The 23,338-nt window shown below is 69.8% G+C and carries 22 protein-coding genes; 9 read left to right on the top strand and 13 right to left on the bottom strand.

What is annotated here, in order from left to right:
* Positions 1-22: 22 nt before the first annotated feature.
* A complete protein-coding gene (locus LVY72_RS03930) occupies positions 23-895 on the bottom strand; it encodes a shikimate dehydrogenase (RefSeq protein WP_237818132.1) in 873 nt (290 codons plus the stop codon).
* Positions 896-1,115: 220 nt separating this feature from the next.
* Here LVY72_RS03930 and LVY72_RS03925 point away from each other — a divergent pair, with 220 nt between their 5' ends.
* Entirely contained in the window at positions 1,116-2,447 is a 1,332-nt protein-coding gene (locus LVY72_RS03925) for an MFS transporter (RefSeq protein ID WP_237818131.1), read from the top strand.
* 5 nt (positions 2,448-2,452) lie between these two features.
* Here LVY72_RS03925 and LVY72_RS03920 read toward each other — a convergent pair whose 3' ends face one another.
* Together LVY72_RS03920 and LVY72_RS03915 are read right to left on the bottom strand one after the other, a co-directional pair.
* A complete protein-coding gene (locus tag LVY72_RS03920) occupies positions 2,453-3,901 on the bottom strand; it encodes a lipase maturation factor family protein (protein ID WP_237818130.1) in 1,449 nt (482 codons plus the stop codon).
* 71 nt (positions 3,902-3,972) lie between these two features.
* Positions 3,973-5,007 (bottom strand): LLM class flavin-dependent oxidoreductase, encoded by a 1,035-nt coding sequence (locus LVY72_RS03915; protein ID WP_237818179.1) that lies wholly within the window; start codon positions 5,005-5,007, stop codon positions 3,973-3,975.
* Positions 5,008-5,212: 205 nt separating this feature from the next.
* On the opposite strand from LVY72_RS03915, the gene LVY72_RS03910 reads away from it, so the two are divergent.
* Positions 5,213-6,730, top strand: coding sequence for a threonine/serine exporter family protein (locus LVY72_RS03910; protein ID WP_372463669.1), 1,518 nt, complete (start codon positions 5,213-5,215; stop codon positions 6,728-6,730).
* 39 nt (positions 6,731-6,769) lie between these two features.
* On the opposite strand, the gene LVY72_RS03905 is transcribed toward LVY72_RS03910, so the two are convergent.
* Together LVY72_RS03905 and LVY72_RS03900 are read right to left on the bottom strand one after the other, a co-directional pair.
* The gene (locus LVY72_RS03905; protein WP_237818129.1) at positions 6,770-7,660 is read right to left on the bottom strand and encodes a siderophore-interacting protein; all 891 of its coding nucleotides are present in this window, start codon (positions 7,658-7,660) and stop codon (positions 6,770-6,772) included.
* Positions 7,661-7,744: 84 nt separating this feature from the next.
* Positions 7,745-8,503 carry a uracil-DNA glycosylase gene (locus LVY72_RS03900; protein ID WP_269092067.1) on the bottom strand — a complete coding sequence of 253 codons (759 nt, stop codon included), beginning with the start codon at positions 8,501-8,503 and terminating at the stop codon, positions 7,745-7,747.
* Between the two features lie 214 nt (positions 8,504-8,717).
* On the opposite strand from LVY72_RS03900, the gene LVY72_RS03895 reads away from it, so the two are divergent.
* From LVY72_RS03895 to LVY72_RS03885, 3 genes are all read left to right on the top strand, one after another.
* The gene (locus tag LVY72_RS03895; protein ID WP_372463668.1) at positions 8,718-9,026 is read left to right on the top strand and encodes a DUF3263 domain-containing protein; all 309 of its coding nucleotides are present in this window, start codon (positions 8,718-8,720) and stop codon (positions 9,024-9,026) included.
* Between the two features lie 47 nt (positions 9,027-9,073).
* Positions 9,074-9,742 carry a LytR C-terminal domain-containing protein gene (locus tag LVY72_RS03890; protein WP_237818128.1) on the top strand — a complete coding sequence of 223 codons (669 nt, stop codon included), beginning with the start codon at positions 9,074-9,076 and terminating at the stop codon, positions 9,740-9,742.
* A 159-nt stretch (positions 9,743-9,901) separates the two neighbouring features.
* Positions 9,902-10,108 carry a cold-shock protein gene (locus tag LVY72_RS03885; RefSeq protein WP_237818127.1) on the top strand — a complete coding sequence of 69 codons (207 nt, stop codon included), beginning with the start codon at positions 9,902-9,904 and terminating at the stop codon, positions 10,106-10,108.
* A gap of 79 nt (positions 10,109-10,187) precedes the next feature.
* On the opposite strand, the gene LVY72_RS03880 is transcribed toward LVY72_RS03885, so the two are convergent.
* Entirely contained in the window at positions 10,188-10,772 is a 585-nt protein-coding gene (locus tag LVY72_RS03880) for a TM2 domain-containing protein (RefSeq protein WP_237818126.1), read from the bottom strand.
* Positions 10,773-11,289: 517 nt separating this feature from the next.
* Between LVY72_RS03880 and groL the strand changes: the two genes are divergently transcribed.
* Entirely contained in the window at positions 11,290-12,918 is a 1,629-nt protein-coding gene (gene groL, locus LVY72_RS03875) for a chaperonin GroEL (protein WP_237818125.1), read from the top strand.
* Positions 12,919-12,984: 66 nt separating this feature from the next.
* On the opposite strand, the gene LVY72_RS03870 is transcribed toward groL, so the two are convergent.
* On the bottom strand, positions 12,985-13,884 hold the full coding sequence (locus tag LVY72_RS03870; RefSeq protein ID WP_237818124.1) for a DUF4031 domain-containing protein: 900 nt from the start codon (positions 13,882-13,884) through the stop codon (positions 12,985-12,987).
* Between the two features lie 52 nt (positions 13,885-13,936).
* Here LVY72_RS03870 and LVY72_RS03865 point away from each other — a divergent pair, with 52 nt between their 5' ends.
* Positions 13,937-14,881: a ribonuclease HI family protein gene (locus tag LVY72_RS03865; protein ID WP_237818123.1), complete on the top strand. Its 945-nt coding sequence runs from the start codon at positions 13,937-13,939 to the stop codon at positions 14,879-14,881.
* Between the two features lie 8 nt (positions 14,882-14,889).
* On the opposite strand, the gene LVY72_RS03860 is transcribed toward LVY72_RS03865, so the two are convergent.
* The 6 genes from LVY72_RS03860 to LVY72_RS03835 all read right to left on the bottom strand — a co-directional run bounded on the left by LVY72_RS03860 (position 14,890) and on the right by LVY72_RS03835 (position 22,122).
* Complete coding sequence (locus tag LVY72_RS03860; protein ID WP_237818122.1) at positions 14,890-15,180, bottom strand: WXG100 family type VII secretion target; 291 nt, start codon at positions 15,178-15,180, stop codon at positions 14,890-14,892.
* A 141-nt stretch (positions 15,181-15,321) separates the two neighbouring features.
* Positions 15,322-16,785 carry a sensor histidine kinase gene (locus LVY72_RS03855; protein WP_237818121.1) on the bottom strand — a complete coding sequence of 488 codons (1,464 nt, stop codon included), beginning with the start codon at positions 16,783-16,785 and terminating at the stop codon, positions 15,322-15,324.
* A 2-nt stretch (positions 16,786-16,787) separates the two neighbouring features.
* The gene (locus tag LVY72_RS03850) at positions 16,788-17,498 is read right to left on the bottom strand and encodes a response regulator transcription factor (RefSeq protein ID WP_237818120.1); all 711 of its coding nucleotides are present in this window, start codon (positions 17,496-17,498) and stop codon (positions 16,788-16,790) included.
* A gap of 90 nt (positions 17,499-17,588) precedes the next feature.
* On the bottom strand, positions 17,589-19,268 hold the full coding sequence (locus LVY72_RS03845) for a DNA repair helicase XPB (protein WP_237818119.1): 1,680 nt from the start codon (positions 19,266-19,268) through the stop codon (positions 17,589-17,591).
* Positions 19,261-21,813, bottom strand: coding sequence for a helicase-associated domain-containing protein (locus LVY72_RS03840; RefSeq protein ID WP_237818118.1), 2,553 nt, complete (start codon positions 21,811-21,813; stop codon positions 19,261-19,263). The genes LVY72_RS03845 and LVY72_RS03840 overlap by 8 nt, the downstream gene beginning before the upstream one ends.
* 54 nt (positions 21,814-21,867) lie before the next feature.
* Positions 21,868-22,122 (bottom strand): hypothetical protein, encoded by a 255-nt coding sequence (locus tag LVY72_RS03835; RefSeq protein WP_237818117.1) that lies wholly within the window; start codon positions 22,120-22,122, stop codon positions 21,868-21,870.
* A gap of 254 nt (positions 22,123-22,376) precedes the next feature.
* Here LVY72_RS03835 and LVY72_RS03830 point away from each other — a divergent pair, with 254 nt between their 5' ends.
* A complete protein-coding gene (locus LVY72_RS03830) occupies positions 22,377-22,760 on the top strand; it encodes a cold-shock protein (RefSeq protein WP_237818116.1) in 384 nt (127 codons plus the stop codon).
* An 8-nt stretch (positions 22,761-22,768) separates the two neighbouring features.
* Entirely contained in the window at positions 22,769-23,287 is a 519-nt protein-coding gene (locus LVY72_RS03825) for a DUF3027 domain-containing protein (RefSeq protein ID WP_237818115.1), read from the top strand.
* The last annotated feature ends 51 nt before the right edge of the window (positions 23,288-23,338 follow it).

Below are 23,338 nucleotides of genomic sequence, written 5' to 3'. Positions count from 1 at the left end.
GGTACCTTTCCGGGTCAGGGGGTCAGCGGCCCTCGGCCAGCAGTTCGAGGAAGTGGGCACGCATCCGTGCCGGGTCCGGTGCCAGGCCGGTGATCAGCCGGAACGCGTCCACGGCCTGGCCCACGGCCATATGGCCGCCGTCGAGCACGCGGCAGCCTTTGGCCGCGGCAACCTTGATGAGTTCGGTTTCCACCGGGCGGTAGATGACGTCGGCCACCCAGTGCCGGGGCTCGAGCAGGTCCGTGTCCAGCGGCAGGCCGGGGTGCGTGTGCATGCCTACCGGCGTAGCGTTGACCACGCCGTCGGCGGCGGCCAGGACGTCCGCGAGCTGGCCGGCCGGCACGGAGCCTACCTGCCGGTCCGGGAAGAGCACGGCCAGGGCGGCGGCGCGGGCGGCGGCCCGCCCGGCGTCCAGGTCCGTGAGGGTGAGCGTACGGACCCCGGACTTGAGCAGGGCGTAGGCGACGGCGGACCCGGCGCCGCCGGTGCCGACCTGCACCACCGACCCGAGCCCGGCGCCGGGCAGGCCGTGGGCCAGGGCGGTGCCGAAACCGGAGAAGTCGGTGTTGTGCCCCATCAGCTTGCCGTCCTGGACCAGCACCGTGTTGACCGCGTCCAGCCGGCGGGCGTCGTCGGAAATCTCATCGAGGTGCTCCAGCACCAGTTGCTTGCACGGGTGCGTGATGTTGAAGGCGTTGTAGCCCAGGTCGCGGCCCTGGCGCAGCAGGTCCCCGACGGCCTCGCCGGGGCGGTTGATCACGGAGAGGTCGATCGGCCGGTACAGGTAGCGGATTCCCTGCCGGTCGGCCTCGCGTTCGTGCATCGGCGGGGTCAGCGAAATGGTGATCCCTTCGCCGATCAGTCCGACCAAATACGATTCCGACACGGTGCTCACGGTTGTCCCTCCGTTTGTTCGATTTCTGCACGATTGTACGCATATCGCACGAATCGGCGAAAGGGCCTTGCGTGACAGGTGTGCGCTGGACTACATTGGTTTGTCGTTCGAAACATGCACATGTGTTCGGATAGCGCACAATCATCAGATGGCCGCCCGGTATTCCGCGCCGGAAGCCAGGCCCTGGGATTCCCCCTCCCAAACCAGCTAAGGAGACGTCATGAAAGCATCGGCGCCCACGGGCGGCACCAGCGCTGAACACCAGAAAACGCCGGCCAAGGCCGCACTGGCCAGCTTCATGGGCAGCGCGGTCGAGTACTACGACTTCTTCATCTTCGGGTCGGCCGCGGCACTGATCTTTCCGCACGTCTTCTTCCCCGACGCCGGCGCCCAGGCTGGCATCATGTCGCTGGCGACGTTCGGCTTTGCCTACATTGCCCGCCCCATCGGTGCCGTGTTCGTAGGCCACTTCGGCGACCGCATCGGCCGGCAGAAGGTCCTGATGTTCACCCTGGTGTTGATGGGGGCGGCCACCTTCCTGATCGGCTGCATTCCGAGCTTTGACGTGATCGGCTGGTGGGCCCCCGCCATCCTGGTGGTCTGCCGGTTGATGCAGGGCCTCTCCGCAGCCGGCGAGCAGGCCGGTGCCAGCTCCCTGACCTTGGAGCACGCGCCGGACAACCGCCGGTCCTTCTTTACTTCCTGGACCCTGAGCGGAACCCAGGGCGGCCAGATCCTGGCGGCCATGATCTTCATCCCCGTCGTCGCCCTGCCCGACGAGATCAAGTACAGCATCGGCTGGCGCATTCCGTTCTGGCTCAGCGCCGTCGTGGTGATCGTCACCTACTTCATCCGCCGCTCGCTGCACGAGACCCCGGCCTTCGAGGAGGCCAAGGCCAGGAACGAGGTCGCCAAGCTGCCGGTCAGCGTGCTGCTGCGGGACCACTGGCGCGACGTGCTGCGCGTGATCTGCTGCGCCTTCATCGCGGCCGTCTCCACCGTCTACGGCACCCTGGCCATCAAGTACGGTGCCGAAGTCGGCAACGTGGACGAGGGCATCACCCTCTGGCTGGTGGTCGCCGGCAACGTCGGCGCCCTGTTCACCCAGCCGTTCTTCGGCAGCCTTGCGGACCGGATCGGGCGCAAGCCGGTGTTCATCTACGGTGCCGTCGGCAGCGCCCTCTTTATGCCGCTGTACCTGCTGTCGATGGAGTCGGGCAACACCCTGCTGCAGTTCGCGCTGTCCTTGCTGGTCTTCTCCTGCGCCTACGCCGCGGCCAACGCCGTGTGGCCCTCCTTCTACGCCGAAATGTTCACCACCCACGTCCGCTTCTCCGGGCTGGCGATCGGCACCCAGCTTGGCTTCCTGATGGCAGGCTTCGCGCCTTCGATCGTCGCCGCGATGGGCGGCCTCCAGCCCGGCGGCTGGGTGGCCACCAGCATCTTCACCGCCATCATCTGCGCCATCGCTGCGGTGTCGGCCCTGACGGCCCGGGAGACCTACAAGGTGCCGACCCCGCAGTTGGGCCTGCGCGAACCGGCCACCGTCTAGGGGCATCAGTCCCATCCGCCCAGCCAGGACCGGCGGCGGGTGCTGTCCGCCAGCGTCAGCGGCTGGATCAGCACCCCCGCCGGCCGGCGGATCCACCACAGGCCGGTCCGGCGCTTCTCCGCCCAGGTCGAATACCGGTAGTGGAAGACCCTGGCCCTCACGTATGTCGGCGCCGCGCCGTCGAACGGGTCCCGGGCCAGCAGGCGCAGGGTCGGCCGGTCCGCCTCGAGCAGCCGGTGCAGGAACGGAACAAACCAGTTCTCCCCGCGGGCACCGAGCGCCAGGAACCACATCAGCCAGTCCAGCCGCAGATGGTAGGGGGCGAACTGCCGGGGCATCCGGCCGGGGTCCCCGGGCTTTCCCTTGAACTCGTACTCGCGCCACGCGGTGCCGTCCAGCGAGCCCTCGACGATGATTTCATAGCGTTGGCGGGTGATTGACCCGAACGCACCGTAGGCATTGCCCAGATGCCAGCGGTTGAAACTGGTGTTCATCAGCTGGTGGTGGGAGAAGAGGTTGCGTGCCGGCCACCAGCTGAGCACCACCAGCAGCGCTGCGGCGGCCAGCACGACGGCGGTGAACCAGACCGGCGTCGGGCCGTAGCCCGGGGTGAGGCTGTCCGGCCCCGGCAGCACGGCTTCGACCGCGCGGTCGCTGACAGCGGCGAACGCGATGATGATGGTCAGCCAGTTCAGCCAGGCGAAATTGCCCGAGATCACCAGCCACAGCTGCGTGCCAATGACGACGGCGGCGGCGATGCTGCCCACCGGCTGGGGCGCAAAGAGCAGGAACGGCATCACCAGCTGGGCGATGTGGTTGCCGAGCACTTCGACCCGGTGCAGCGGCTTGGGCAGGTGGTGGAAGTACCAGCTGAGCGGGCCGGGCATCGGCTGGGTCTCATGGTGGTAGTAGAGCGCGGTGAAGTCCCGCCAGCAGCGGTCCCCGCGCATCTTGATCATGCCGGCGCCGAACTCCAGCCGGAAGGCCAGCCAGATGAACAGCCAGAGCATCGGCGCCGGCGGGGCGACCCGGTTGGAACCCAGGAAGGCGGCCATGAAGCCGGCCTCCAGCAGCAGGGTCTCCCAGCCGAAGGAATAGAATGTCTGCCCGACGTTGACGATCGACATGTACAGGCCCCACAGCAGCAGGAACGCCAGCAGCGGAAGCCAGGCGGCTCCGGCCTGCGGCAGCCCGGCCACCAGCAGCGCCGCCACCGCCGCCCCGGTCCATGCCACCGCCAGCAGCCGCCGGTCCGAGTAGCGGCGGCTGAACAGCGTGGGCCCGCGTGCCCTGGACCAGCCCAGGTACCGCGGCACCGGCAGCAGTCCGTGCTCGCCGAGCAGGGCCGGGAACTGTGCGGCGGCCGACAGGAACGCAATCAGGTATACCGCGGCGATGCCGCGCTGGAGCACCTGCCGCGCCAGTTCAAACCCGTCCGCGCTGAACCAGTCCATGGCAATTCCAACGTTAGAACGGTGCCCGGGGGTGTCAAGGGCGGCCTGCGGCCGGTTGCTGACGGCCCGTTTCAGGCCAGTTGTTCACGCACCGCCGGGGCCACCTCGCGGCCGTAGAGGCCGATGCTGGTCATCAGTTGTTCGTGCGGCAGCGTGCCCAGGCTGTACTTCAGGTCGAAGCGGGACAGCCCCAGGCCCTTGGCCACCGTGACGATTTTGCTGGCCACGGTCTGAGGCGATCCGACGAACAGCGCGCCGTCCGGGCCTGCCTCGGCCTCGAACTGCGCGCGGCTCATCCGTCCCCAGCCGCGCTCCCGTCCGATGCGCTCCTGCATCTCGACATAGTGCGGCCACATCTCTTCCCGGGCCTGTTCGTCGGTGGCGGCGATATAGCCGGGGGAGTGCGCGCCGACGGGCAGCGCAGGCTGGCCGAACTCGGCCAGGGCCCGCTTGTACAGGTCCACGAACGGGGCGAAGTTCAGCGGTGCCCCGCCGATGATCGCCAGCATCAGCGGCAGCCCGTAGTGCGCGGCGCGGACCACCGACTGCGGCGTGCCGCCGACGGCGATCCAGGTCGGCAGGGACCCCGAGGCAGTGGTCGGCTGGACCTGCTGTCCGCGCAGGGCCGGCCGGGTGCTGCCGGCCCAGCTGACCGGCTGCTCCTTGCGCAGTTCGGTGAACAGGTGCAGCTTTTCCTCGAACAGTTCCTCGTACTGGTCCAGTTCGAAACCGAACAGCGGGAAGGACTCGGTGAAGGAGCCGCGGCCCAGGATCACCTCGGCGCGGCCGCTGGAGACGGCGTCGAGCGTGGCGAAGCGCTGGAACACCCGGACCGGGTCGTCCGAGCTGAGCACCGTTACGGCCGAGCCCAGGCGGATGCGGCTGGTCCTGCCGGCGATGGCGGCCAGGACCACCTCCGGGGCCGACACGGCGAAGTCCTGGCGGTGGTGTTCGCCGATGCCGATGAAGTCCAACCCCAGTTCGTCGGCCAGGACGGCTTCCTCGACGACGTTGCGCAGCACCTGGTCCGGCGGCAGCAGCTTCCCGTCCGGGCCGTAGGTGACATCCCCGAACGTGTCGAGGCCGAGTTCGATCTTGCGTGCCATGGTGCCTTCCGGTCGGCGGTTCTGGTGCATTTCCATGCATTTGCATCAAGTCTAGCGGCTGTGGCCGCCGGGAGGGCGGTGTCGGCGTGCGGCCGCCGGTGTGGGACCATTAAATAGCCGGCAGAGCCATGAGCAGAGCGGAGGCACAGTGCAGGAGAACACGGGCAGCGGAAAATCCAAGCCGCCGCTGCCTCCGGCGGTAGGCATGCTGCCGATCGTGACCCCGCAGCCGCCCCGCCAGAATCGCCGGCCCGTGCCCAAGCAGACGAAGCCGGTGCCCGCCGGCACCGTCCCGCTCCAGGCCCCCCGCACTCCGCCCCGGCACAACGCCGCCGCACGGCGGATGCTGCGCCGGCTGGTCCAGAGCGAGGCGCCGCCAACCGCACCGCTGAGCATCGTGGACCGGCTTGCCGGCAGCCCCTATGCGAACCCCATGATCCAGGCCGGCGGAGTGGACGCGTCCGCCCGGCAGACCCTGGACCTGTCGCTGGAACTGGCCGAGACGATGTTCCGCTACGGGGCCGGGGCCCTGGAGGTGGAGGCCAGCATCATCGCGGTGACCGCCGCGTTCGGGCTGCGCGATGTGGAAGTGGACATCACCAACCAGTCCGTCGTGATCAACTACGCCAAGCCGGACGCCGTGCCCGTGACCGTGATGCGTGTGGTCCGCTCATGGACCAGCAACTACGCCGGGCTGTCCCAGGTCCACCAACTGGTGACGGACATCGTCCGCGGCCACGCCGACCGCACCGAGGCCCGGCAGCGGCTGAAATCGATCACCCGCCGGCCCAAGCCCTACGCCCGGTGGATGGCGATGACCGCCAGCGCCGCGTTCGCCGGCACCATCGTGGCCTTCATCGGCGGCAGCGTCGCGGCCTCGCTGGTTGCCGTCTTCACCAGCGTGCTGGTGGAACTGGCCTCGCGCACGCTCGGCAAGTGGCGCATTCCCGATTTCTTTACGACGGCGGCAGCCTCCTGCCTGGTGACCTTCCTGGCGCTGGCCTTCTGGCAGCTGAGCGTCCCGCTCAGTCCGGCGATCGTGATCGCCGGCGGGATCATCATGCTGCTGCCCACCGGGCGGCTGGTATCGGCGGTACAGGATGCGATCAATGGCTTCCCGGTCACCGCGGCCGGGCGCTTCCTCTCGGCCTTCCTGACTTTCGGCGCCCTGGTCGCGGGCATCTCCGTGGGCCTGGTGGCCGGCTCGCTGGTCGGGATCGGTGTGCCGGATGTCCTGGACCCCGGCCAAGGGGCGTACCCGGTCATGGTCCAGGCGGTGCTGGTGATGCTGGCCACGGCGCTGGTCTGCATCACCGAGCAGACCCGGCCGGCGATGATCCTGCCCACTGCGCTGGTGGCGCTGCTCGGCTTCGTCATGTATTCGCTGGTCCAGGCGGGCGGCCTCGGGAACCGGCTCAGCCCGGCCGTGGCCGCAGTGTTCATTGGCTTCGCGGCCCGGCTGGTGGCGCTGAAGATGGGCTCGCCGCAGCTGGTCGTGGCGGTGCCCGCGCTGCTTTTCCTGTTGCCCGGATTCGCCATTTTCCGGGCCATGTACATCCTGACGGTCCATCCGGATGATCCGACTACCGGCCTGTTCGGGCTGTTCAGCGCGCTGACGGTGATCCTGGCGATGGCCGGCGGGGCCGTGCTGGGCGACAACCTTGCCCGCCCGCTCACCCGCGGCTGGGGCTCCAACGAGGGCCGGCGCAACCGGCGGCGCTGACCGTCCTACCGGCCTTTTGCGCCGGCGGCCGCTGAACGCTCAGGCGGGGTAGCCGGCGGGGATGATCTGGCCGATCTCGGTCCGCTTTTCCGCCTGGAAGGCGTCCTCGGCCCGGCCGAGCGCCCAGTAGCCGGAGATGGAGACCTGCTTGCGGTCCAGTCCGTGCTCCACGAACAGCACGTCCCGCAGCGACTTGACCATTTCCCGCTCCCCGTGGACGAAGGCCTGGACACGGCCCTGGGGCCAGTCCAGGCCGGCCACGGCCTCGCGCAGCAGCGTGGTGGTGCCGGCCGGTGTCCCGTGGCGGAAGAGCCAGTGCAGCTGGAGTCCGGCCGGGCCGCCAAGGTCCTGCACATCGGCTGCCGAGTCCACCTCGATGAAGGCATGGCCGGTAGCTTCCGGGGCCAGGGCGTCCACGGCCGCGCCGATGGCCGGCAGCGCCGATTCATCCCCGGCCAGCAGGTACCAGTCGGCCTCGGGGCTGGGTGCGTAGGCGCCGCCGGGCCCGGTGAACATCAGCCAGTCGCCGGGCTGGGCGGCGGCGGCCCAGGGTCCGGCCAGCCCCTCGTCCCCATGCACCACGAAGTCAATGGCCAGCTCTCCGGTCCCACGGTCTACCCGGCGCACGGTATAGGTCCGGCTGACCGGCAGCTGCTCCGTCCTGCCCTGGGCGGTCAGCTCGTCCTTGAGTGCGGCAACGTCCACCGGCAGCTGTACTCCGAGTGCCGGGTCCACGAACCACAGCTTGATGTACTGGTCGGTGGCGTCCTTGGCCGCGTACCTGTCCGCGAAGGCCTCGAATTCCGGGCCGCCGGCATGGATCCGCACCATGTCCGCCGAAATCCGTTCGGTGCGCAGCACCTGCAGGCTGGTCTGGGGCTTGCGCGGACGGGCCGGCGCCCCGGGCTGCGGGGCAGGCTGTGCTGTCATGGGGCTGGGCTCCTGCGGTCGGAAATGGTCCTATCCCAGCCTAAGCCCTTCCCGGTGCCAGGGCCGGGCGCCGCGAAGCGGTGCTCAGCGCGGCAGGCGCCAGTCCACCGGGCCGGCACCCTGTTTTGCGAGCAGTTCATTGGCGCGGCTGAACGGCTTGGAGCCGAAGAATCCGCGGCCGGCCGACAGCGGGCTGGGATGCACCGATTCAATCCGCGGCACCGCGCCAAGCAGCGGGGCAACCAGCTGGGCGTCCCGCCCCCACAGCAGGGCCACCAGGGGCCCGCCACGCCGGGCCAGCGCCCGGACCGCCAGCTCCGTGACCGGTTCCCAGCCCTTGTTCCGGTGGGAACCGGACTTGCCGGCCTGCACGGTGAGCACCCGGTTCAGCAGCAGCACGCCCTGGTCCGCCCAGGCCGAGAGGTCCCCGTGCAGCGGCGGGGTGATGCCCAGGTCCATCTGCAGTTCGCGGAAGATATTGGCCAGGCTGCGCGGCACGGGCCTGACATGGCGTTCGACGGCGAACGACAGGCCGATGGGATGGCCGGGGGTGGGGTAGGGATCCTGGCCCACGATCAGTACCTTGACCTTGGACAGCGGGCGCTGGAAGGCGCGCAGGATGTTTGCGGGGGCAGGCAGGATCCGCTTTCCGGCCGAGCGTTCGGACTCCAGGAAGGCCGCAATTTCCCAGAGCAGCGGCTCGGCGGGTGCCAGCGCGTCGGCCCAGCCGGGGTCCATCACATCGCTCAGGGCTGCGGGGGAGGCGAAGGGAAACGGTTCCGCCGGGTCCGGGTCCGGAGGCAAGTCCGGCAGTGGAAAAAGTGCGCCGTCGTCGTTATCCATACCCAACATCTTCGCCGACATCCGGGCCACGGCAGCACCCGCGGGGCAACACTCCGTTGCGACCGGCACAAATGACAGGCCGCAGCGCGGCAACTAACATGGGAAGGGCGGTTTCCCTGCAGGGCCGCCCAAGCACCGGCCGCAAGGCAGGCCTGGGGCGGCTGCCGGAAGCCGGGCAGCAGCAGGCGAGGCAAGACGGAAGTGATGGTGAGTCGTGGCAGGATCCGCGGAAGCGCGCAAGTTCGCCCTTGATGCGGAACTGGACTCCTCCAGCAAGCTCGGCGAGCGCGACCAGAAAATGCTGGCGCTGGAACGGCAGTGGTGGAAGTACTCCGGTGCCAAGGAGCAGGCCATTCGCGAACTGTTCGATATGTCCGCCACGCAGTACTACCAGGTCCTCAATGCGCTGATTGATACCGAGGACGCCCTGGCGCACGATCCGATGCTGGTCAAGCGGCTGCGCAGGCTCCGCACCTCCCGCCAGCGCGCCCGCACCGCCCGCCGCCTGGGCTCGGATTCGTAGTCCGCTCGACGTCCCTCGCCCGCCGATCACAAGGAACGCACCTTTCGATGACCAACTACTCCCAAGACGAGTTTGACCGGATCCCGGAAACCTCCGACCGCCAGGGTGTGCACCGGGCCGCCATGGCAGCGCCGAAGGCCGGCAGGCTGGGCCTGGTCATTCTTGCCGCGGGGCTGGCCCTGGCCGTCGGCGTGCTCTCATTCTTCGTGCTGCCCCTGCTCGGCACGGGCAGCACCGCGGAATCGGTGGCGGCCGAGCCGACGGCGCCTGCCACCACGGCAGCGCCTGCCACTACAGCAGCGCCTGCCACCACGGCAGCGCCGGAAACCACCCCCGCGGAAACGGCGGCCCCCAGCGCCGACCCAACCGAGGAAGCAAGTTCGGAACCCACTGAGGAAGCGGGTTCCGACCCCGCCGAATCCGAAGAACCGGCCGGGGCGGACATGAGCGATCCGGTGCTGGTGCTCAACGGCACCGGGACCGCCGGCCTGGGTGCGGACGTCTCCGCCACGGTTTCGGCCAAGGGCTGGCAGATCGCCGGGGTCGACAACTGGACCGGCACCACACTGGCGAGCTCGGTGATCTTCTACAACCCCGGACAGGAAGCGAACGCGCAGGAACTGTCCGCGTTGCTGAACATCGGGGACGTCCGCCAGACCGGTCCGGGGGAGATCTCCGACGGCCTGACCGTGGTGCTGGGTCCCGGATTCCAGTAGCCGGACCTCGGGCACTCCGGCCGGTGCCGGCCCGGTTACGTCTCAATAACTTTCCCTTCGCTCCCGGCGCCACCGGAAGCCGCCGTCGATAGAGTGTCAGCATCCCCTTCCGGCTGGAGCCGGCCGGTTGGGCTGGAAACACCGATTTATGGGGGAAAGATGGCGCAAGGCACGGTTAAATGGTTCAACGCTGAGAAGGGCTACGGCTTCATCACCGTGGACGGGGCCGATACGGACGTGTTTGTCCACTGGTCCGCGATCCAGATGGAGGGCTACCGGGCCCTGGAAGAGGGCCAGCGGGTCGAATTCGAGATCGGCGAGGGCCAGAAGGGCCCGCAGGCCGAAGAAGTCCGGGTCGCTTCCTGAGATTGCATCCGCCACTGCAGCTTTAACACCGGCAGCCTCCCATGTGCGGGCAGGCTGCCGGTTGAGGTGCCGCGGCCGGCTACTCCTTCAACGGGACTCCGCGCGCGTCGCGCCGGAAGGGCTCGGCGCCGACCAGGATCATGATGCCCTCGATGAAGCCCCAGATGGCGCCGAAGCCAAAGGTCAGGAAGGTCACCACGATCTGCAGGACGCCGATCGCCGTGTAGCCGAGGTAGAACCGGTGGATGCCCAGGCCGCCCAGCAGGATGCCGAGCAGGCCGCCGACCAGCCGGGACTTCTGCTCCACGTAGCCGGTCACGTTGTAGGGCTGTCCGGGAATGCCGTAGTACGGCTGCTGGGAGTACGGCTGCTGCGGGTACGGCTGGGCGTACGGCCCGTCCTGCGGCCCGGCCGGCGGGGCATAGGGGTTCTGGGCGCCATAGGCATCCTGCTGTCCGTAGGGCTGGGCATACGGGGGCTGCTGCTGGGCGCCGGGGGACTGCGGTCCGGCCGGCAGGACGGGCGGGCGGTCCGTTCCTGCAGCGCCGCCGGCCTCGGGCTTGGACAGCGGCAGGGTGGGATTCGCGGCCTGAGGAGGAACCGGCTCCGTGGGATTCGCGGGACGTTCCTGGCGGGCATCGCTGGCGTCCGGATTTTCGGACATTCTCTGGCTCCTTGGTTTGATCTGGGATTCCTGTCCTGACTATCAATCTACGGCCGGCGGGCAGCGGAAACCATGGGGGAACGCCCTGATTCGGCGGCGGGGGACCCTGAAGCCCGGCGGCTGCGCGGCGGAGCAGTTAAGCGCAGAGCGAAGTGCTGCCGGCAGCCGGCCTCGACCCGCCGGCGGCGGCCCCCTTTTGCCGGCGGGCCCGGGGGCAGGACCGCCGTGGCTTCACACATGCGCGGAAGCGTGGCTGTTGGTTGCACTCCTCCCCGGTGAGTGCTAATTATTGACTTAGCACTCTTCCCGGTCGACTGCTAAGAAACCCGCCAGGCGGGGGTCGGCAGGAAGCGGGGAGGAGCGAACCACCTGGTCACTGTGGTGAGGACAGGGGTGTGGCGTAAAGAGATCGCCGCCGCCGCTGTCCGGCCGTCGCGGGCACCGCAGCTGGCCATGCAGTCTGGATCCGTCCAGCATTGCGCCTGCAGTCTACTGTCCAGAAGGGACCTAAGCCGCTATGGCAAAGATCATTAGCTTTGATGAAGAGGCCCGCCGCGGCCTTGAGCGTGGACTGAACATCCTCGCCGACGCCGTGAAGGTCACCCTCGGCCCGCGTGGCCGCAACGTGGTGCTCGAGAAGAAGTGGGGCGCCCCCACGATCACCAACGACGGTGTCTCCATCGCCAAGGAAATCGAGCTGGACGATCCGTTCGAGAAGATCGGCGCCGAGCTCGTCAAGGAAGTTGCCAAGAAGACCGACGACGTCGCCGGTGACGGTACCACCACCGCGACCGTGCTGGCCCAGGCCCTGGTCAAGGAAGGCCTGCGCAACGTTGCTGCCGGCGCCGACCCGCTGAGCCTCAAGCGCGGCATCGAGAAGGCCGTGGACGCCGTGACCGCCGAGCTGCTCGCCTCCGCCAAGGAGATCGAGACCAAGGAAGAGATCGCCGCTACTGCGTCCATCTCCGCCGGGGATACCCAGATCGGCCAGCTGATCTCCGAGGCTCTGGACAAGGTCGGCAAGGAAGGCGTCATCACCGTCGAGGAGTCCAACACCTTCGGGCTCGAACTCGAGCTCACCGAGGGCATGCGCTTCGACAAGGGCTTCATCTCCGGCTACTTCGTCACCGACGCGGAGCGCCAGGAGACCGTCCTGGAGGATCCCTACATCCTGATCGTCAACTCCAAGATCTCCAGCGTGAAGGATCTGGTTGCCGTTCTGGAAAAGGTCATGCAGTCGGGCAAGCCGCTGCTGATCATCGCCGAAGACATCGAGGGCGAGGCTCTGGCCACCCTGGTTGTCAACAAGATCCGCGGCACCTTCAAGTCCGTCGCCGTCAAGGCTCCGGGCTTCGGTGACCGCCGCAAGGCCCAGCTGGCCGACATCGCCATCCTGACCGGCGGCCAGGTCATCGCCGAAGAGGTCGGCCTGAAGCTGGAGAACGCGACCCTGGACCTGCTGGGCAAGGCCCGCAAGGTTGTTGTCACCAAAGACGAGACCACCATCGTCGAGGGTGCCGGCGACGCCGAGGAGATCGCAGGCCGCGTCAACCAGATCCGCGCCGAGATCGAGAACTCCGATTCGGACTACGACCGCGAGAAGCTGCAGGAGCGCCTGGCCAAGCTGGCCGGCGGCGTTGCAGTCATCAAGGCCGGTGCCGCTACCGAGGTGGAGCTCAAGGAGCGCAAGCACCGCATCGAAGATGCCGTGCGCAACGCCAAGGCTGCTGTCGAGGAAGGCATCGTCGCCGGTGGTGGCGTTGCCCTGATCCAGGCTGGCGCCAAGGCGTTCGCGAACCTGAACCTTATCGGTGACGAAGCAACGGGCGCCAACATCGTCAAGGTCGCCATCGACGCTCCGCTGAAGCAGATCGCCTTCAACGCCGGCATGGAGCCGGGCGTTGTGGCCGACAAGGTCCGCGGCCTGCCCGCCGGCCACGGCCTGAACGCTGCCACCGGCGAGTACGAGGACCTGCTGGCTGCCGGTGTGAACGACCCGGTCAAGGTGACCCGCTCTGCCCTGCAGAACGCGGCGTCCATTGCCGGCCTGTTCCTCACCACCGAGGCTGTTGTCGCCGACAAGCCCGAGAAGGCTGCCCCGGCCATGCCGGGCGGCGACGAGATGGGTGGCATGGGCGGCTTCTAAGCCTCCCGGTCCATCGGATCACCACGCCGGAAGCACGGTTCCCTTGCGGGGGCCGTGCTTCCGGCGTTAACCGGCGCGGTGCCAGTGCCGCTGCTCGGCGGCCAGGTTCTGCCTGGCCTGCGCCAGCCAGAGCCGGCGGGCCGTCCCGGTCCGGAACAGCGGGTCCAGTTCCAGCAGGTGGCGGACGACGGCGGCGCGGCCGGCGGCGAAATCGGCGTCGCCAACGTGCGCGTACTCCTTCCTCACCGCCTGCACATACTCCCGGTATTCGGCCGGCGGGCGGCCCAGGACCGACAGGTCCGCATCGCACAGCAGCGCCCCGGCCAGGTCCCGCTCCTGAGGCCGGTGGGTGGCGGTGAGCAGGACGAGGCGGACCGTTTCCTCGATTTCCCGGCCCGGGCAGCCGCCGCGCGCCAGCAGGTCCGCGGCCAGCCGGGCCGAGTCCTGTTCGTCCCGGCCGGCGGCGCCGTTGTACACGGCGTCGTGGAACCAGGCCGCCAGCCAGACGGCCCGCGGCTGCGGTCCGGGATCTTCGCCGGCGCCGATCAGGGCCCGCAGGGCCTCGAGCACCGCCAGCAGGTGGGTCCGGTCGTGGTAGCAGCGGTGGGCCTCGCCCCAGCGGGCCACGAGCTGCCCGCCGAGCTCCGGGTGGCCGGGCAGCAGGCGGTCCCAATGGTCCAGGAGCACGGTTTCCAGCTTGCTGCCGCGCCGGCGGGCCGGAATCCGCAGCCCGCTGGCGGCGAGCCTGCGCACCAGCTCCCCGCCCGGGACTTCGCTGGCCCCGCGGGCCACCAGGTCCTGGTAGCGCCGGGCCGGCACATCGTAGTGGTCCAGGTCGAAGGCGCGCTCCGGGATGCCGGCGGCGGCGGCGAACTCGTGCAGCTCGGCCAGCGACGAGTCCGAGACCAGATGCGAGAAGAGCGTGCCGTGGGCCGGCCAGCGCGGTGGATCGATCAGTATGGCCACGGACCAAGCGTATGTCCCTTTCCCGGCCTGGCGATCTGAAAAGATGGACAGCATGACAATTACTGCTGCCGCCGACGGATCCGCGCTCGGCAATCCCGGTCCGGCCGGCTGGGCTTGGTATATCGACGACGACTGCTGGGCAGCGGGCGGCTGGCCGCATGGTACGAACAACCAGGGCGAGTTGATGGCCGTGCTGGACCTGCTCCGTTCCACCGCGCATCTTCCCGAAGAGCATCTGCGGATCCTGTGCGACAGCCAGTACGTGATTAATTGCGTGTCGAAGTGGATGCCCGGCTGGAAGCGGAAGGGCTGGCGGAAGGCCGATGGCAAGCCGGTGCTGAACGTGGACCTGCTGCAGCAGATCGACGAGGCGGTCAAGGGACGCAGCTACGAGTTCGAGTGGGTCCGCGGGCATGCCGGCCATGAGCTGAACGAGGCCGCCGACGTGCGCGCCCGGGCCGTTGCCTCGGCCTATCAGCAGGGGACCGTGGTGCCCGCCGGGCCGGGATTTACCGGTGCCAACGCGGCCGCCGGGCCGGCCTCCGCATTGCCGGGCCGGCCGGCCCGGCCGGAACCGGTCCCGCCGGCAACCGGGGCCGCCGAACCCGACCTGTTCTCCGAACTGCCCGATGCCGACCGGCCCGAGGAGGACGGCAAGCCCGAGCACCTCGTGCTGGCGCTGGAGGAGGAACTGCTGCGGCCCGAAACCCGCTCCGACTTCGGCCGGATGGCCGTGCTGCTGCACCGGGACTTCGCCGAAATCGGGGAGAGCGGGCGGATGTGGACGCGCGAGGAGATCATCAACGCCCTGCAGACGGCCCCTGCGGCCGGCAGCGAGCTGGATCTGCTGGCCGTGGAGCGGCTCGGCGAGGAGAGCATCCTGGTCACCTACCGCAGCCGCGGCCGCGCCGGCTCGTCGCTGCGCAGCTCGCTGTGGCTGCGGGAGGAGGGCCACTGGCGGCTGCGTTTCCACCAGGGCACCCCGGAACGCGCGTAGCCCGGGCCTCAGCCGAGGAAGAGCCGGGCATTGGCGGCCTCCGCCTGCGCATACTGCTGCGACGCATGGGCCAGCGCCGTGTTGATGCTCGCCAGCGACTCCTCCACTTTCAGCTGGGTTGCCCGCCACTGCGTGATGAGCAGCTGGAAGTTGGCCGAGGCCGGACCGCTCCAGAGCGATTCCAGCTCGCGCAGGCCTGCCTGCATGGTGTCCACCTCGGCCTGCAGCCGGCCGATGGTGCCTTGGACGGCCGTGCTCTTGGCCTGCAGGGCTTCGCTGTCGACATGGAAAACGGCCATGGCCTGCCTCCGCGGTAGTCGGTACCGGCCACCTTCCGGCCAGCTGCTTCGAGGCTACGGGCCGGTGCGGTCCGCGGCCACGGGCGGCCCGGCCGCTGTGGAGCAGCCCGCGCCGGCGGCCCCGGTGGAGGACGAGTGCGGTCAGCCGGCGAGGACGGCTTCCTGATCCTCCGGCAGCGGCTGGTAGGGGATCCTGATGCTCATGGTCGCCCCGCCGCCCTCGGTCTCCTGCAGCCGGACCGAGCCGTCATGCTGGGCCACCAGGGCCGCGACGATGGCCAGGCCGAGTCCGGTCCCGCCGGTTTCGCGGTGCCGGGAGGAGTCGGCGCGGTAGAAGCGTTCGAACACCCGGGCGGCTTCATCTTCCGAGATCCCGGGACCGTGGTCGCGGACCTCGATCACCGAGTCCCTGCGGTCGTCGATCACCGAGACGACGCCGGTGGCAACCTCGATCGGCGAGCCGGGCGGGGTGTAGCGCAGCGCGTTGGTGAGCAGGTTCGCCATGACCTGGCGCAGCCGCGCCTCGTCGCCGACAATCGGGGCCCGCTCCGGCGCACCGCCGTCGAGCCCGATCACGCTGATCCGGCGGTCCGGGGCGCTGGCCTTGGCGTCCATCACGGCGTCGTTGCCCAGCATCAGCAGGTCCAGCGGCTTCGATTCCAGCGGCCGCTGCTCGTCCACGCGGGCGAGTGTGAGCAGGTCCTCCACGAGCTGGCCCATCCGCTTGGCCTCTGCCTCGATCCGCCCCATGGCGGCGGCCACGTCCTCCTCGGTCCGCAGGGCGCCGTGGCGGTACAGTTCGGAGAAACCGCGGATGGTCACCAGCGGGGTCCGCAGTTCGTGTGAGGCATCGGCCACGAACCGGCGCATCTTTTGTTCGGAGGCCCCGCGGACGGCGAAGGCGGTTTCGATGTGGGCCAGCATCGCGTTCAGCGAGCCGGAGAGCCGGCCGATTTCGGTGGTCGGATTGACCACCTCCACCCGTCGGGACAGGTCGCCGGCGGCGATGGCCGCCGCGGTCTTCTCCACCGTGCTCAGCGGCTGGAACGCCCGGGTGACGGCCAGCCAGGCGATCGCGCAGGCCACGAACGTGAAGATCAGGCCGATGCTCAGGCTGAGCGCGGCGAGGGCGTCCACGGTATTGTTCACGGGCGCGAAGGGCAGGGCGACGGCGACGCTGGCGCCGCCGGCGATCGCGAACACGCGCACCCGCCACCCTTCGCTGCTGGGGCTGGTGCCGTGCACATCGAAGGGCCTGTGGTCCAGGGCCAGCACCTGCTGGATGGTCATTCCGGAGATGATCGGGGTGTCGACGTCGCCGTCTTCCACCCGGGACTCGCGCAGCCGCGTCCCGGACGCATCCATGAGCACGCCGTAATAGCTGTTTTGGGTGGAGGTCGGGGTGCCTGCCGTCTGGTTCTGGATGAGCCAGGACGAGACATTCCGCGCGTTGTTCCAGATATCGTCGTCCATCCGCTGGACCATGCTGTCGCGCAGGAAGGTGATGGTCAGCAGCGAGGTCATGCCGATCGTGGCGATCATCAGGATGCACAGGATCGCCACCAACTGGGTGCGCAGCGAGATCGACTTCCACACGTGGACCACAGTCAGCGTCTCTCGGAGGAGCGAAGCAGGTACCCGACACCCCTTTTGGTCTGGATCAGGGCCGGCAGGTCAGGGTTCGCATCGATCTTGCGCCGCAGGTAGGAAATATAGGACTCCACAATGGACGCGTCCCCGTTGAAATCGTATTCCCACACGTGGTCCAGGATCTGGGCCTTGGACAGCACGCGGTTGGGGTTGAGCATCAGGTAGCGCAGCAGCTTGAATTCGGTGGGGGAGAGGTCGATGACCTCGCCGTTGCGGCGCACTTCGTGCGCGTCGTCGTCCAGTTCCAGGTCGTCGACCTGGATGACCGCATCGTCCTCGAGCAGCGGCTGGGTCCGGCGCAGTACGGCCCGGATGCGGGCCACCACCTCATCGAGGCTGAAGGGCTTGGTGACGTAGTCGTCCCCGCCCACGGTCAGGCCGGTGACCTTGTCCTCGGTGTCGTCGCGGGCGGTGAGGAAGACCACCGGGAAATGCCGGCCGGCGGCTCGCAGGCGCCGGGTGACGGTGAAGCCGTCCATGTCGGGCAGCATCACGTCCAGCACCGCCAGATCCGGATTGTGCTCCTCGGCCGCGGCGAGGGCTTCGCGGCCGTTGGCCGCGGCGACGACGTCGAACCCGGCAAACCGCAGCGAAGTCGAGAGCAGTTCGCGGATGTTCGGCTCGTCGTCGACTACCAGCAGCTTCGCTTCAGATCCGGTCTTTTTCACGATTCCTAGTGTCCTCTCAGTTTCTGGGAGTTTTCTGCAAGCTGATTGGGAGCAACCCTACAGTCAGCTTGGTACTCCACGACCGCCGGTTCAGGCCTTGCTGATGTCCTTGGCGTCCAGGATCGTATACGCGTAGCCCTGCTCGGCCAGGAAGCGCTGGCGTTTGGCTGCGTAGTCCTGATCCAGCGTGTCCCGGGCGACCACGGTGTAGAACCGGGCGGCCCGGCCGTCGGCCTTGGGCCGCAGCAGCCGGCCGAGCCGCTGGGCCTCTTCCTGCCGCGAGCCGAAGGAGCCGGAGACCTGGATGGCCACCGAGGCCTCGGGCAGGTCGATGGAAAAGTTGGCCACCTTGGACACCACCAGCGTCTGCAGCGCTCCGCTGCGGAATTCGCCGAAGAGCCGCTGGCGTTCCTTCACGGAGGTGTCGCCCTTGATCACCGGCGCGTCCAGGCGCGCGGCCAGCTCGTCCAGCTGGTCGATGTACTGCCCGATCACCAGCAGCTGCTCGCCGCGGTGCCGGGCGGCCAGCTGCTCCACCACCGCGGACTTGGTCTCCGAGGCGGCGCACAGCCGGTATTTGTCGGCGTCCTCGGCCATCGCGTAGGCCACCCGCTCGTCCCGCGGCAGGTCCACCCGGACCTCCACGCAGTCCGCCGGCGCGATGTAGCCCTGCGCCTCGATGTCCTTCCACGGGGCGTCGTAGCGCTTGGGCCCGATCAGCGAGAAGACCTCGCCCTCGCGCCCGTCCTCGCGCACCAGCGTGGCGGTCAGCCCAAGCCGCCGGCGTGCCTGCAGGTCAGCGGTCATCCGGAAGATCGGCGCCGGCAGCAGGTGGACCTCGTCGTAGATGATCAGCCCCCAGTCGTTCCCGTCCAGCAGCTCCAGGTGCGGGTACAGTCCGCCGCGGCGCATGGTGAGCACCTGGTAGGTGGCGATGGTGACCGGCCGGACCTCCTTGAGCGCCCCCGAATATTCGCCGATTTCGTCCTCCGTCAGGCTGGTGCGGCGCAGCAGTTCATCCTTCCACTGCCGGGCGGAGACGGTGTTCGTGACCAGGATGAGCGTGGTGGTCGACGAGGTGGCCATGGCCGCGGCGCCCACCAGCGTCTTGCCGGCGCCGCAGGGCAGCACGACGACGCCGCTGCCGCCGGCCCAGAAGTTTTCCGCCGCCATCTTCTGGTACGGGCGCAGCCGCCAGCCGTCCCGGCCGGGGACGGCGTCCTCGCCGGTGCCCGGCGATTCGGTCAGTGCGATCGGGTGCGGCGTGCCGTCCACGTACCCGGCCAGGTCCTCGGCGGGCCAGCCGAGCTTGAGCAGCAGCTGCTTCAGCGCGCCGCGCTGGGAGGAATGCACCACCGTGGTTTCGGCGTCGATCCGCGGCCCCAGCAGCGGCTTGATCTTCTTCGCATGCATGACTTCCTCGAGTACCGGATAGTCGCTGGTGCGCAGCACCAGCCCGTGCTGCGGGTCCTTCTCCAGCCGCAGCCGGCCGTACCGGGACATGGTCTCCTCGATGTCCACCAGCAGTGCGTGCGGGACCGGGAACCGTGAATAGCTCAGCAGCGTGTCCAGCACCTGTTCGGCATCGAGGCCGGCCGCACGCGCGTTCCACAGCCCCAGCGGGGTGATCCGGTAGGAGTGCATGTGCTCGGGGGCGCGCTCCAGCTCGGCGAAGGCGGCGATGGCATGCCGGGCCTCGTCTGCCTGGGCATGGTCCACCTCCAGCAGGATCGTCTTGTCGCTCTGCACGATCAGCGGCCCGTCAGCCATCTGCAGCCCTTTCCTTGGTGGTTTGCGCGCCCGCGGGAGCAGCGGGCTCGGCCAGTTCGATGTCCATCACGCGGTGGATGGGGACTACCCGTTCGGTTTGCCGGTCCGGATCGTAGACGCGCACCCGGCCCCCGCCCACCGACAGCGGCAGCAGCACCTCGCGGTGCTCGTCACCGCCCGGTTCGACGATGCCGATCCGCACCGGCCGCTTCTGCCGGATGGCAGTGCGCAGCGTCTCCAGCCCCAGCAGCGGTCCGTCCTCCACCCCGGCGGCGCTGCCGGCCGCGGCGGAGCCGCGCAGCAGGGCCAGCTGCTGGTCCAGCTGTTCACCGGTCGGCGCCCAGGGGTTCGTCCGGACCGGGAACGACGCCGCGCCGGTGCCGGCTGGCGCGCTGCCCGCCTCCCGGCCGGCGGCCGTGCCCGGAAGCGCCGCGCCGGTACGCGCAGGTCCGGAAAACACCATGTCCGGATGCGCCGCGCTGCCGGCCTCCGCGCCGTCGTGCGCTTCAGGCGCCGGACTGTAGCCCAGCCCGCGCAGGGTCTGCAGCAGTTCGCGGCCGCCGGCCCGGGCGACCAGCACGGTCGGGGCCAGCCGCCGCAGTCCCAGCGGCGCGGTGCGCGGATCCGCCAGCAGCTGCTCCAGGGCGGATTCGTCATCGCTGCGCAGGTAGGATCCGGCCGGTCCGGCCCGCAGCGTCCCGTGCCGGGCGGCTGTGTCCTCGACCAGGTAGCGCAGCGGCTGCGGCACCTCGGTGGCCGCATGCCGGGTCAGGAAGTCCAGGATGCCGGTCCCGTCGCGGCCGGCATCGAGGGCGCGCCGGAGCGAGCCAGCGGAGAAGCGGTAGATGGCCGCCGGGCCCTGCCCCTCGGCATCGGAGAGCAGGGCCAGCTCCCGGGCGACCTCCGGTTCGAGATAGCCCGGGGCCACCGCGGTCAGGTCCGCCTGGAGCAGGAAATGGGCCAGCGGTGCCGGCAGGTCGCGTTCGAGCACCGCGGCAGCCTCCTCCACCCCGCCGCCGGCCAGCGCCGCGCCCAGCTCGGTGAGGGCGCCGGAGCCGACCAGGCCCAGCCGCGCCGCTTCGGCCAGGATGCCCGGCACCAGGCGCTCGAACCGCCGCTGCAGCCGGGGCTGGTGCCAGGCCAGGTAGGCCACGGCGTCGGCGGCGGAGATGGCCGGGCTCGTTCCGGACCGGGCGGCAGCCGGCTGCCGCCAGCTCTGCTGCAGCTGCCCGAGGCATTCCAGCAGCCGGCGGCGGACGGCGGGGGCATCCGGGCGCGAGGCCTCGGCGGCCAGCGGGTTGATGCTGCTGCCGGAGGGCAGTTCCTCGCCCAGCAGCGCCGGGGCACGGTGCAGCGCCAGCCAGGCCGCCGCCAGCAGCTGCCACTGCAGGTGGCGGGGCAGCGCCCCGAAGTCCGTCTCTGCGGCAACCCAGCGGGAGGTATCCACGTCCAGCCGGATGAGTCCGGCGGCGGCTGCGAGCTCCAGCAGCCAGCCGGCGTCGGCCGGGTCGGTGCGCAGCGCCTCGGCCAGCCGCCTGGCTTCGCGCACGCCGACGCCGCCGGCCCGCAGCGTGGCGACGGGGCTGCTGCGCACCTGGTCGAGCAGCCCGGTGACCATGCGCAGGGTATCGGCCACGGCCGAATAGGCCGCGTTGTCGCGGATGCTGTCCCGGATCTCCCGGGGTGCGTCCGGCTGCGGCGGTGCAGTCAGCCACGGTTCGGCGACGGCCCCCTGCCGGGCGGCCAGGCCGACGCTGCGCGGCAGCTCAACGTGGGCGGCATCCAGCGGCACCAGCAGGCCGCGGGCCAGCAGCCAGTCCACCGGGGTGGCGCCGGACCCGGGCTCCGGCATCCGGCCGGCGTGCGGTACCGCGCCCACCGGCGAGCGGCGGAACTGCCGCAGCAGCGCCCCGGTGGCTTCCGGGGCCTCGGACAGCAGCGCCGGCCAGGTCCGCGGGTCGGCGAGCCAGCGTTCCAGCTCCGCGGCGGCGTCCGTGCCGGTGGCCATGGGTTCTACCGGGTAGCCGGCCCGGTGCAGGGCGGCGGTGGCAGCCGTGAGGCGGTCGGCGGTCTGCGGGTTGGAGCTGGCCAGGACCTGGTAGGGGCGGCCCAAGCCGGCCGGATACGGTCCGAGCACCTCGTCCAGGTTGGTCACCGGCAGGTAGGCCCGGTGGCGGCGGGAGGGTGCCGGCGGGGTGCGCACCAGCAGGGCGAGCGCGTGCAGGCCGGCCAGATACCCGTCCAGCTCCTTGAGCGTGGCGCGGCCGGACGCCGGGCGCAGCAGCGGCTGCAGGGTGGCCGCGTCCGCGGCCGTGCCGGAGTCCACATTGGTGGACAGCACCACCGCCGCCAGCATGTCCAGCTGGGGGCGGGTGAGGTTTTCCAGGGCCCGCTGGAGGCTGATCCGGGTGCAGGCACGGGCGGCCAGCGCGGGAAAATCCGGCACCGCAGGATGGCACAAGTCAGGCCGGGTGGCCAGCAGTGTCCGCAGCTGCCGGTCGCTGCGGGCGGCCAGATCCAGGGCCAGGGCGCGGATGGAGGACATCGGATTAAACGGTACTCCCTTGGTGGGGCGGCCCCGGCCCGGCTGCCGGTGCTGTTAAAGTGCGCGCCGGCGCAGGATGCTGCGCACCACCAGGCCGGCGAGCAGGAGGAACGCCAGCGGCAGTGCGGTGAACGCGATCCAGGTGAATCCGGTCCAGGCTTGCGATCCGGCCCAGGCCGTGGCCAGGATCGCCGCCAGGCTCACCAGGCCTGCCACGCACAGCAGCACCGCTGCCACCGCGGCCGCGGTGGCAGCGCGGGAGGACTCCGGAGGCTGGGCAGGATGGGGCGAAGGATCGGCAACGGGCATGGCAATAACGCTAACAGCGGATTAGGGGGCCGCAAAGGTGGAACTAAAGGCAAAGCCCTGCCCGGACAGGCTAATCTAGATACGGACTTCCCCGCCCCCGGGCGTTCCCGTGCTGTTGGCAGCCGGCCGCTGCGGAGGGGGCGGTAGGCGAAGCAGACCGGCCAGGCCCGGGAACGGGACCGGCACACGGAACGTGTTGGCATGCAGGGCTGGGGAACTGCAAAACTATAGGACTGTAGAACGAGGTAAATGAAGTGCCCATCGGCAAGGTGAAGTGGTTCGACGCGGACAAAGGGTTCGGTTTCCTGGCGGCGGATGACGGACAGGAAGTGTTCCTGCACGCCTCGGCGCTGCCGGCAGGGGTCAAGGAGGTCAAGGCCGGGACCCGGATGGAATTCGGCATCGCCACCGGCAAGCGCGGCGCCCAGGCGCTGTCCGTGCGGATCCTGGAGGCGGCGCCGTCGATCGTCAGGGCTACGCGCAAGCCGGCCGAGGACATGGCGGTTATTACCGAGGACCTGATCAAGCTCCTCGACGGGATCTCCAACGGGCTGCGCAAGGGCCGCTACCCGGATAAGTCCCATGCCGCAAAGGTGGCCGCGGTGCTCCGCCGGGTCGCCGACGATCTGGACGCATAGGCGGATCCATGACTGAGAATCCCACCGACCTCGAAGCCGGCACTGCGCCGGCTGTCCCGCGGCGTCCGGCGGCCCGGCGGACGGCCAAGCTGGATGCGGTGCTGGCCGCGGCCGTGGACAGTGCCCGGGCGGGGGTGCTCGGGGTCGCCCCGGCCGGCCAGGTCGGCGCGCATGTGGGCGCCTGGGCCGAAGGCGAGCGGCTGGTGCTGCACCGCTTCGAGGCCATGCTGCCCGGCTACCGTGGCTGGCAGTGGTACGCCACCGTGGCCCGGGTCCCGCGCGGCAAGCAGGCCACGGTCTGCGAGGTGGGCCTGCTTCCGTCGGACGATTCGCTGCTGGCGCCCGAATGGGTGCCGTGGGCGGACCGGGTCCGGCCCGAGGACGTAGTCCAGTCCGGGGCCGAGGAGTCCGAAGTCGATGAATCCGACGCCGAACCGCTGGCCGGCGCGGAGCCGGACCCCGCCGCGGATTCCGCGGAAGATTCCGGCGGTGACCCGGGCCAGGAGTCCGCCCGGGACTCCGAATAGGCACTTTTAAGTCTTCAGGGGCTCCGGCCCGGCACGCAGACGGGCCGGAGC

Origin of the sequence: Arthrobacter hankyongi (genome assembly GCF_022012395.1) — a bacterium.
In the GTDB taxonomy this organism is placed as follows: Bacteria; Actinomycetota; Actinomycetes; order Actinomycetales; family Micrococcaceae; genus Crystallibacter; species Crystallibacter hankyongi.
The sequence above is the reverse complement of the archived record's forward strand: the minus strand, read 5'-3'. Positions and strand labels throughout refer to the sequence as shown.

Bases quoted from the DNA above. Each gene is read 5' to 3' on its own strand.
- LVY72_RS03880 (WP_237818126.1), bottom strand. From the start codon at position 10,772: ATGTCCGAAAATCCGGACGCCAGCGATGCCCGCCAGGAACGTCCCGCG.
- LVY72_RS03840 (WP_237818118.1), bottom strand. From the start codon at position 21,813: ATGTCCTCCATCCGCGCCCTGGCCCTGGATCTGGCCGCCCGCAGCGAC.
- LVY72_RS03905 (WP_237818129.1), bottom strand. From the start codon at position 7,660: ATGACAGCACAGCCTGCCCCGCAGCCCGGGGCGCCGGCCCGTCCGCGC.
- LVY72_RS03920 (WP_237818130.1), bottom strand. From the start codon at position 3,901: ATGGACTGGTTCAGCGCGGACGGGTTTGAACTGGCGCGGCAGGTGCTC.
- LVY72_RS03845 (WP_237818119.1), bottom strand. From the start codon at position 19,268: ATGGCTGACGGGCCGCTGATCGTGCAGAGCGACAAGACGATCCTGCTG.
- groL (WP_237818125.1), top strand. From the start codon at position 11,290: ATGGCAAAGATCATTAGCTTTGATGAAGAGGCCCGCCGCGGCCTTGAG.
- LVY72_RS03860 (WP_237818122.1), bottom strand. From the start codon at position 15,180: ATGGCCGTTTTCCATGTCGACAGCGAAGCCCTGCAGGCCAAGAGCACG.
- LVY72_RS03865 (WP_237818123.1), top strand. From the start codon at position 13,937: ATGACAATTACTGCTGCCGCCGACGGATCCGCGCTCGGCAATCCCGGT.
- LVY72_RS03915 (WP_237818179.1), bottom strand. From the start codon at position 5,007: ATGGCACGCAAGATCGAACTCGGCCTCGACACGTTCGGGGATGTCACC.
- LVY72_RS03925 (WP_237818131.1), top strand. From the start codon at position 1,116: ATGAAAGCATCGGCGCCCACGGGCGGCACCAGCGCTGAACACCAGAAA.
- LVY72_RS03890 (WP_237818128.1), top strand. From the start codon at position 9,074: ATGACCAACTACTCCCAAGACGAGTTTGACCGGATCCCGGAAACCTCC.
- LVY72_RS03910 (WP_372463669.1), top strand. From the start codon at position 5,213: ATGCTGCCGATCGTGACCCCGCAGCCGCCCCGCCAGAATCGCCGGCCC.
- LVY72_RS03900 (WP_269092067.1), bottom strand. From the start codon at position 8,503: ATGGATAACGACGACGGCGCACTTTTTCCACTGCCGGACTTGCCTCCG.
- LVY72_RS03825 (WP_237818115.1), top strand. From the start codon at position 22,769: ATGACTGAGAATCCCACCGACCTCGAAGCCGGCACTGCGCCGGCTGTC.
- LVY72_RS03885 (WP_237818127.1), top strand. From the start codon at position 9,902: ATGGCGCAAGGCACGGTTAAATGGTTCAACGCTGAGAAGGGCTACGGC.
- LVY72_RS03835 (WP_237818117.1), bottom strand. From the start codon at position 22,122: ATGCCCGTTGCCGATCCTTCGCCCCATCCTGCCCAGCCTCCGGAGTCC.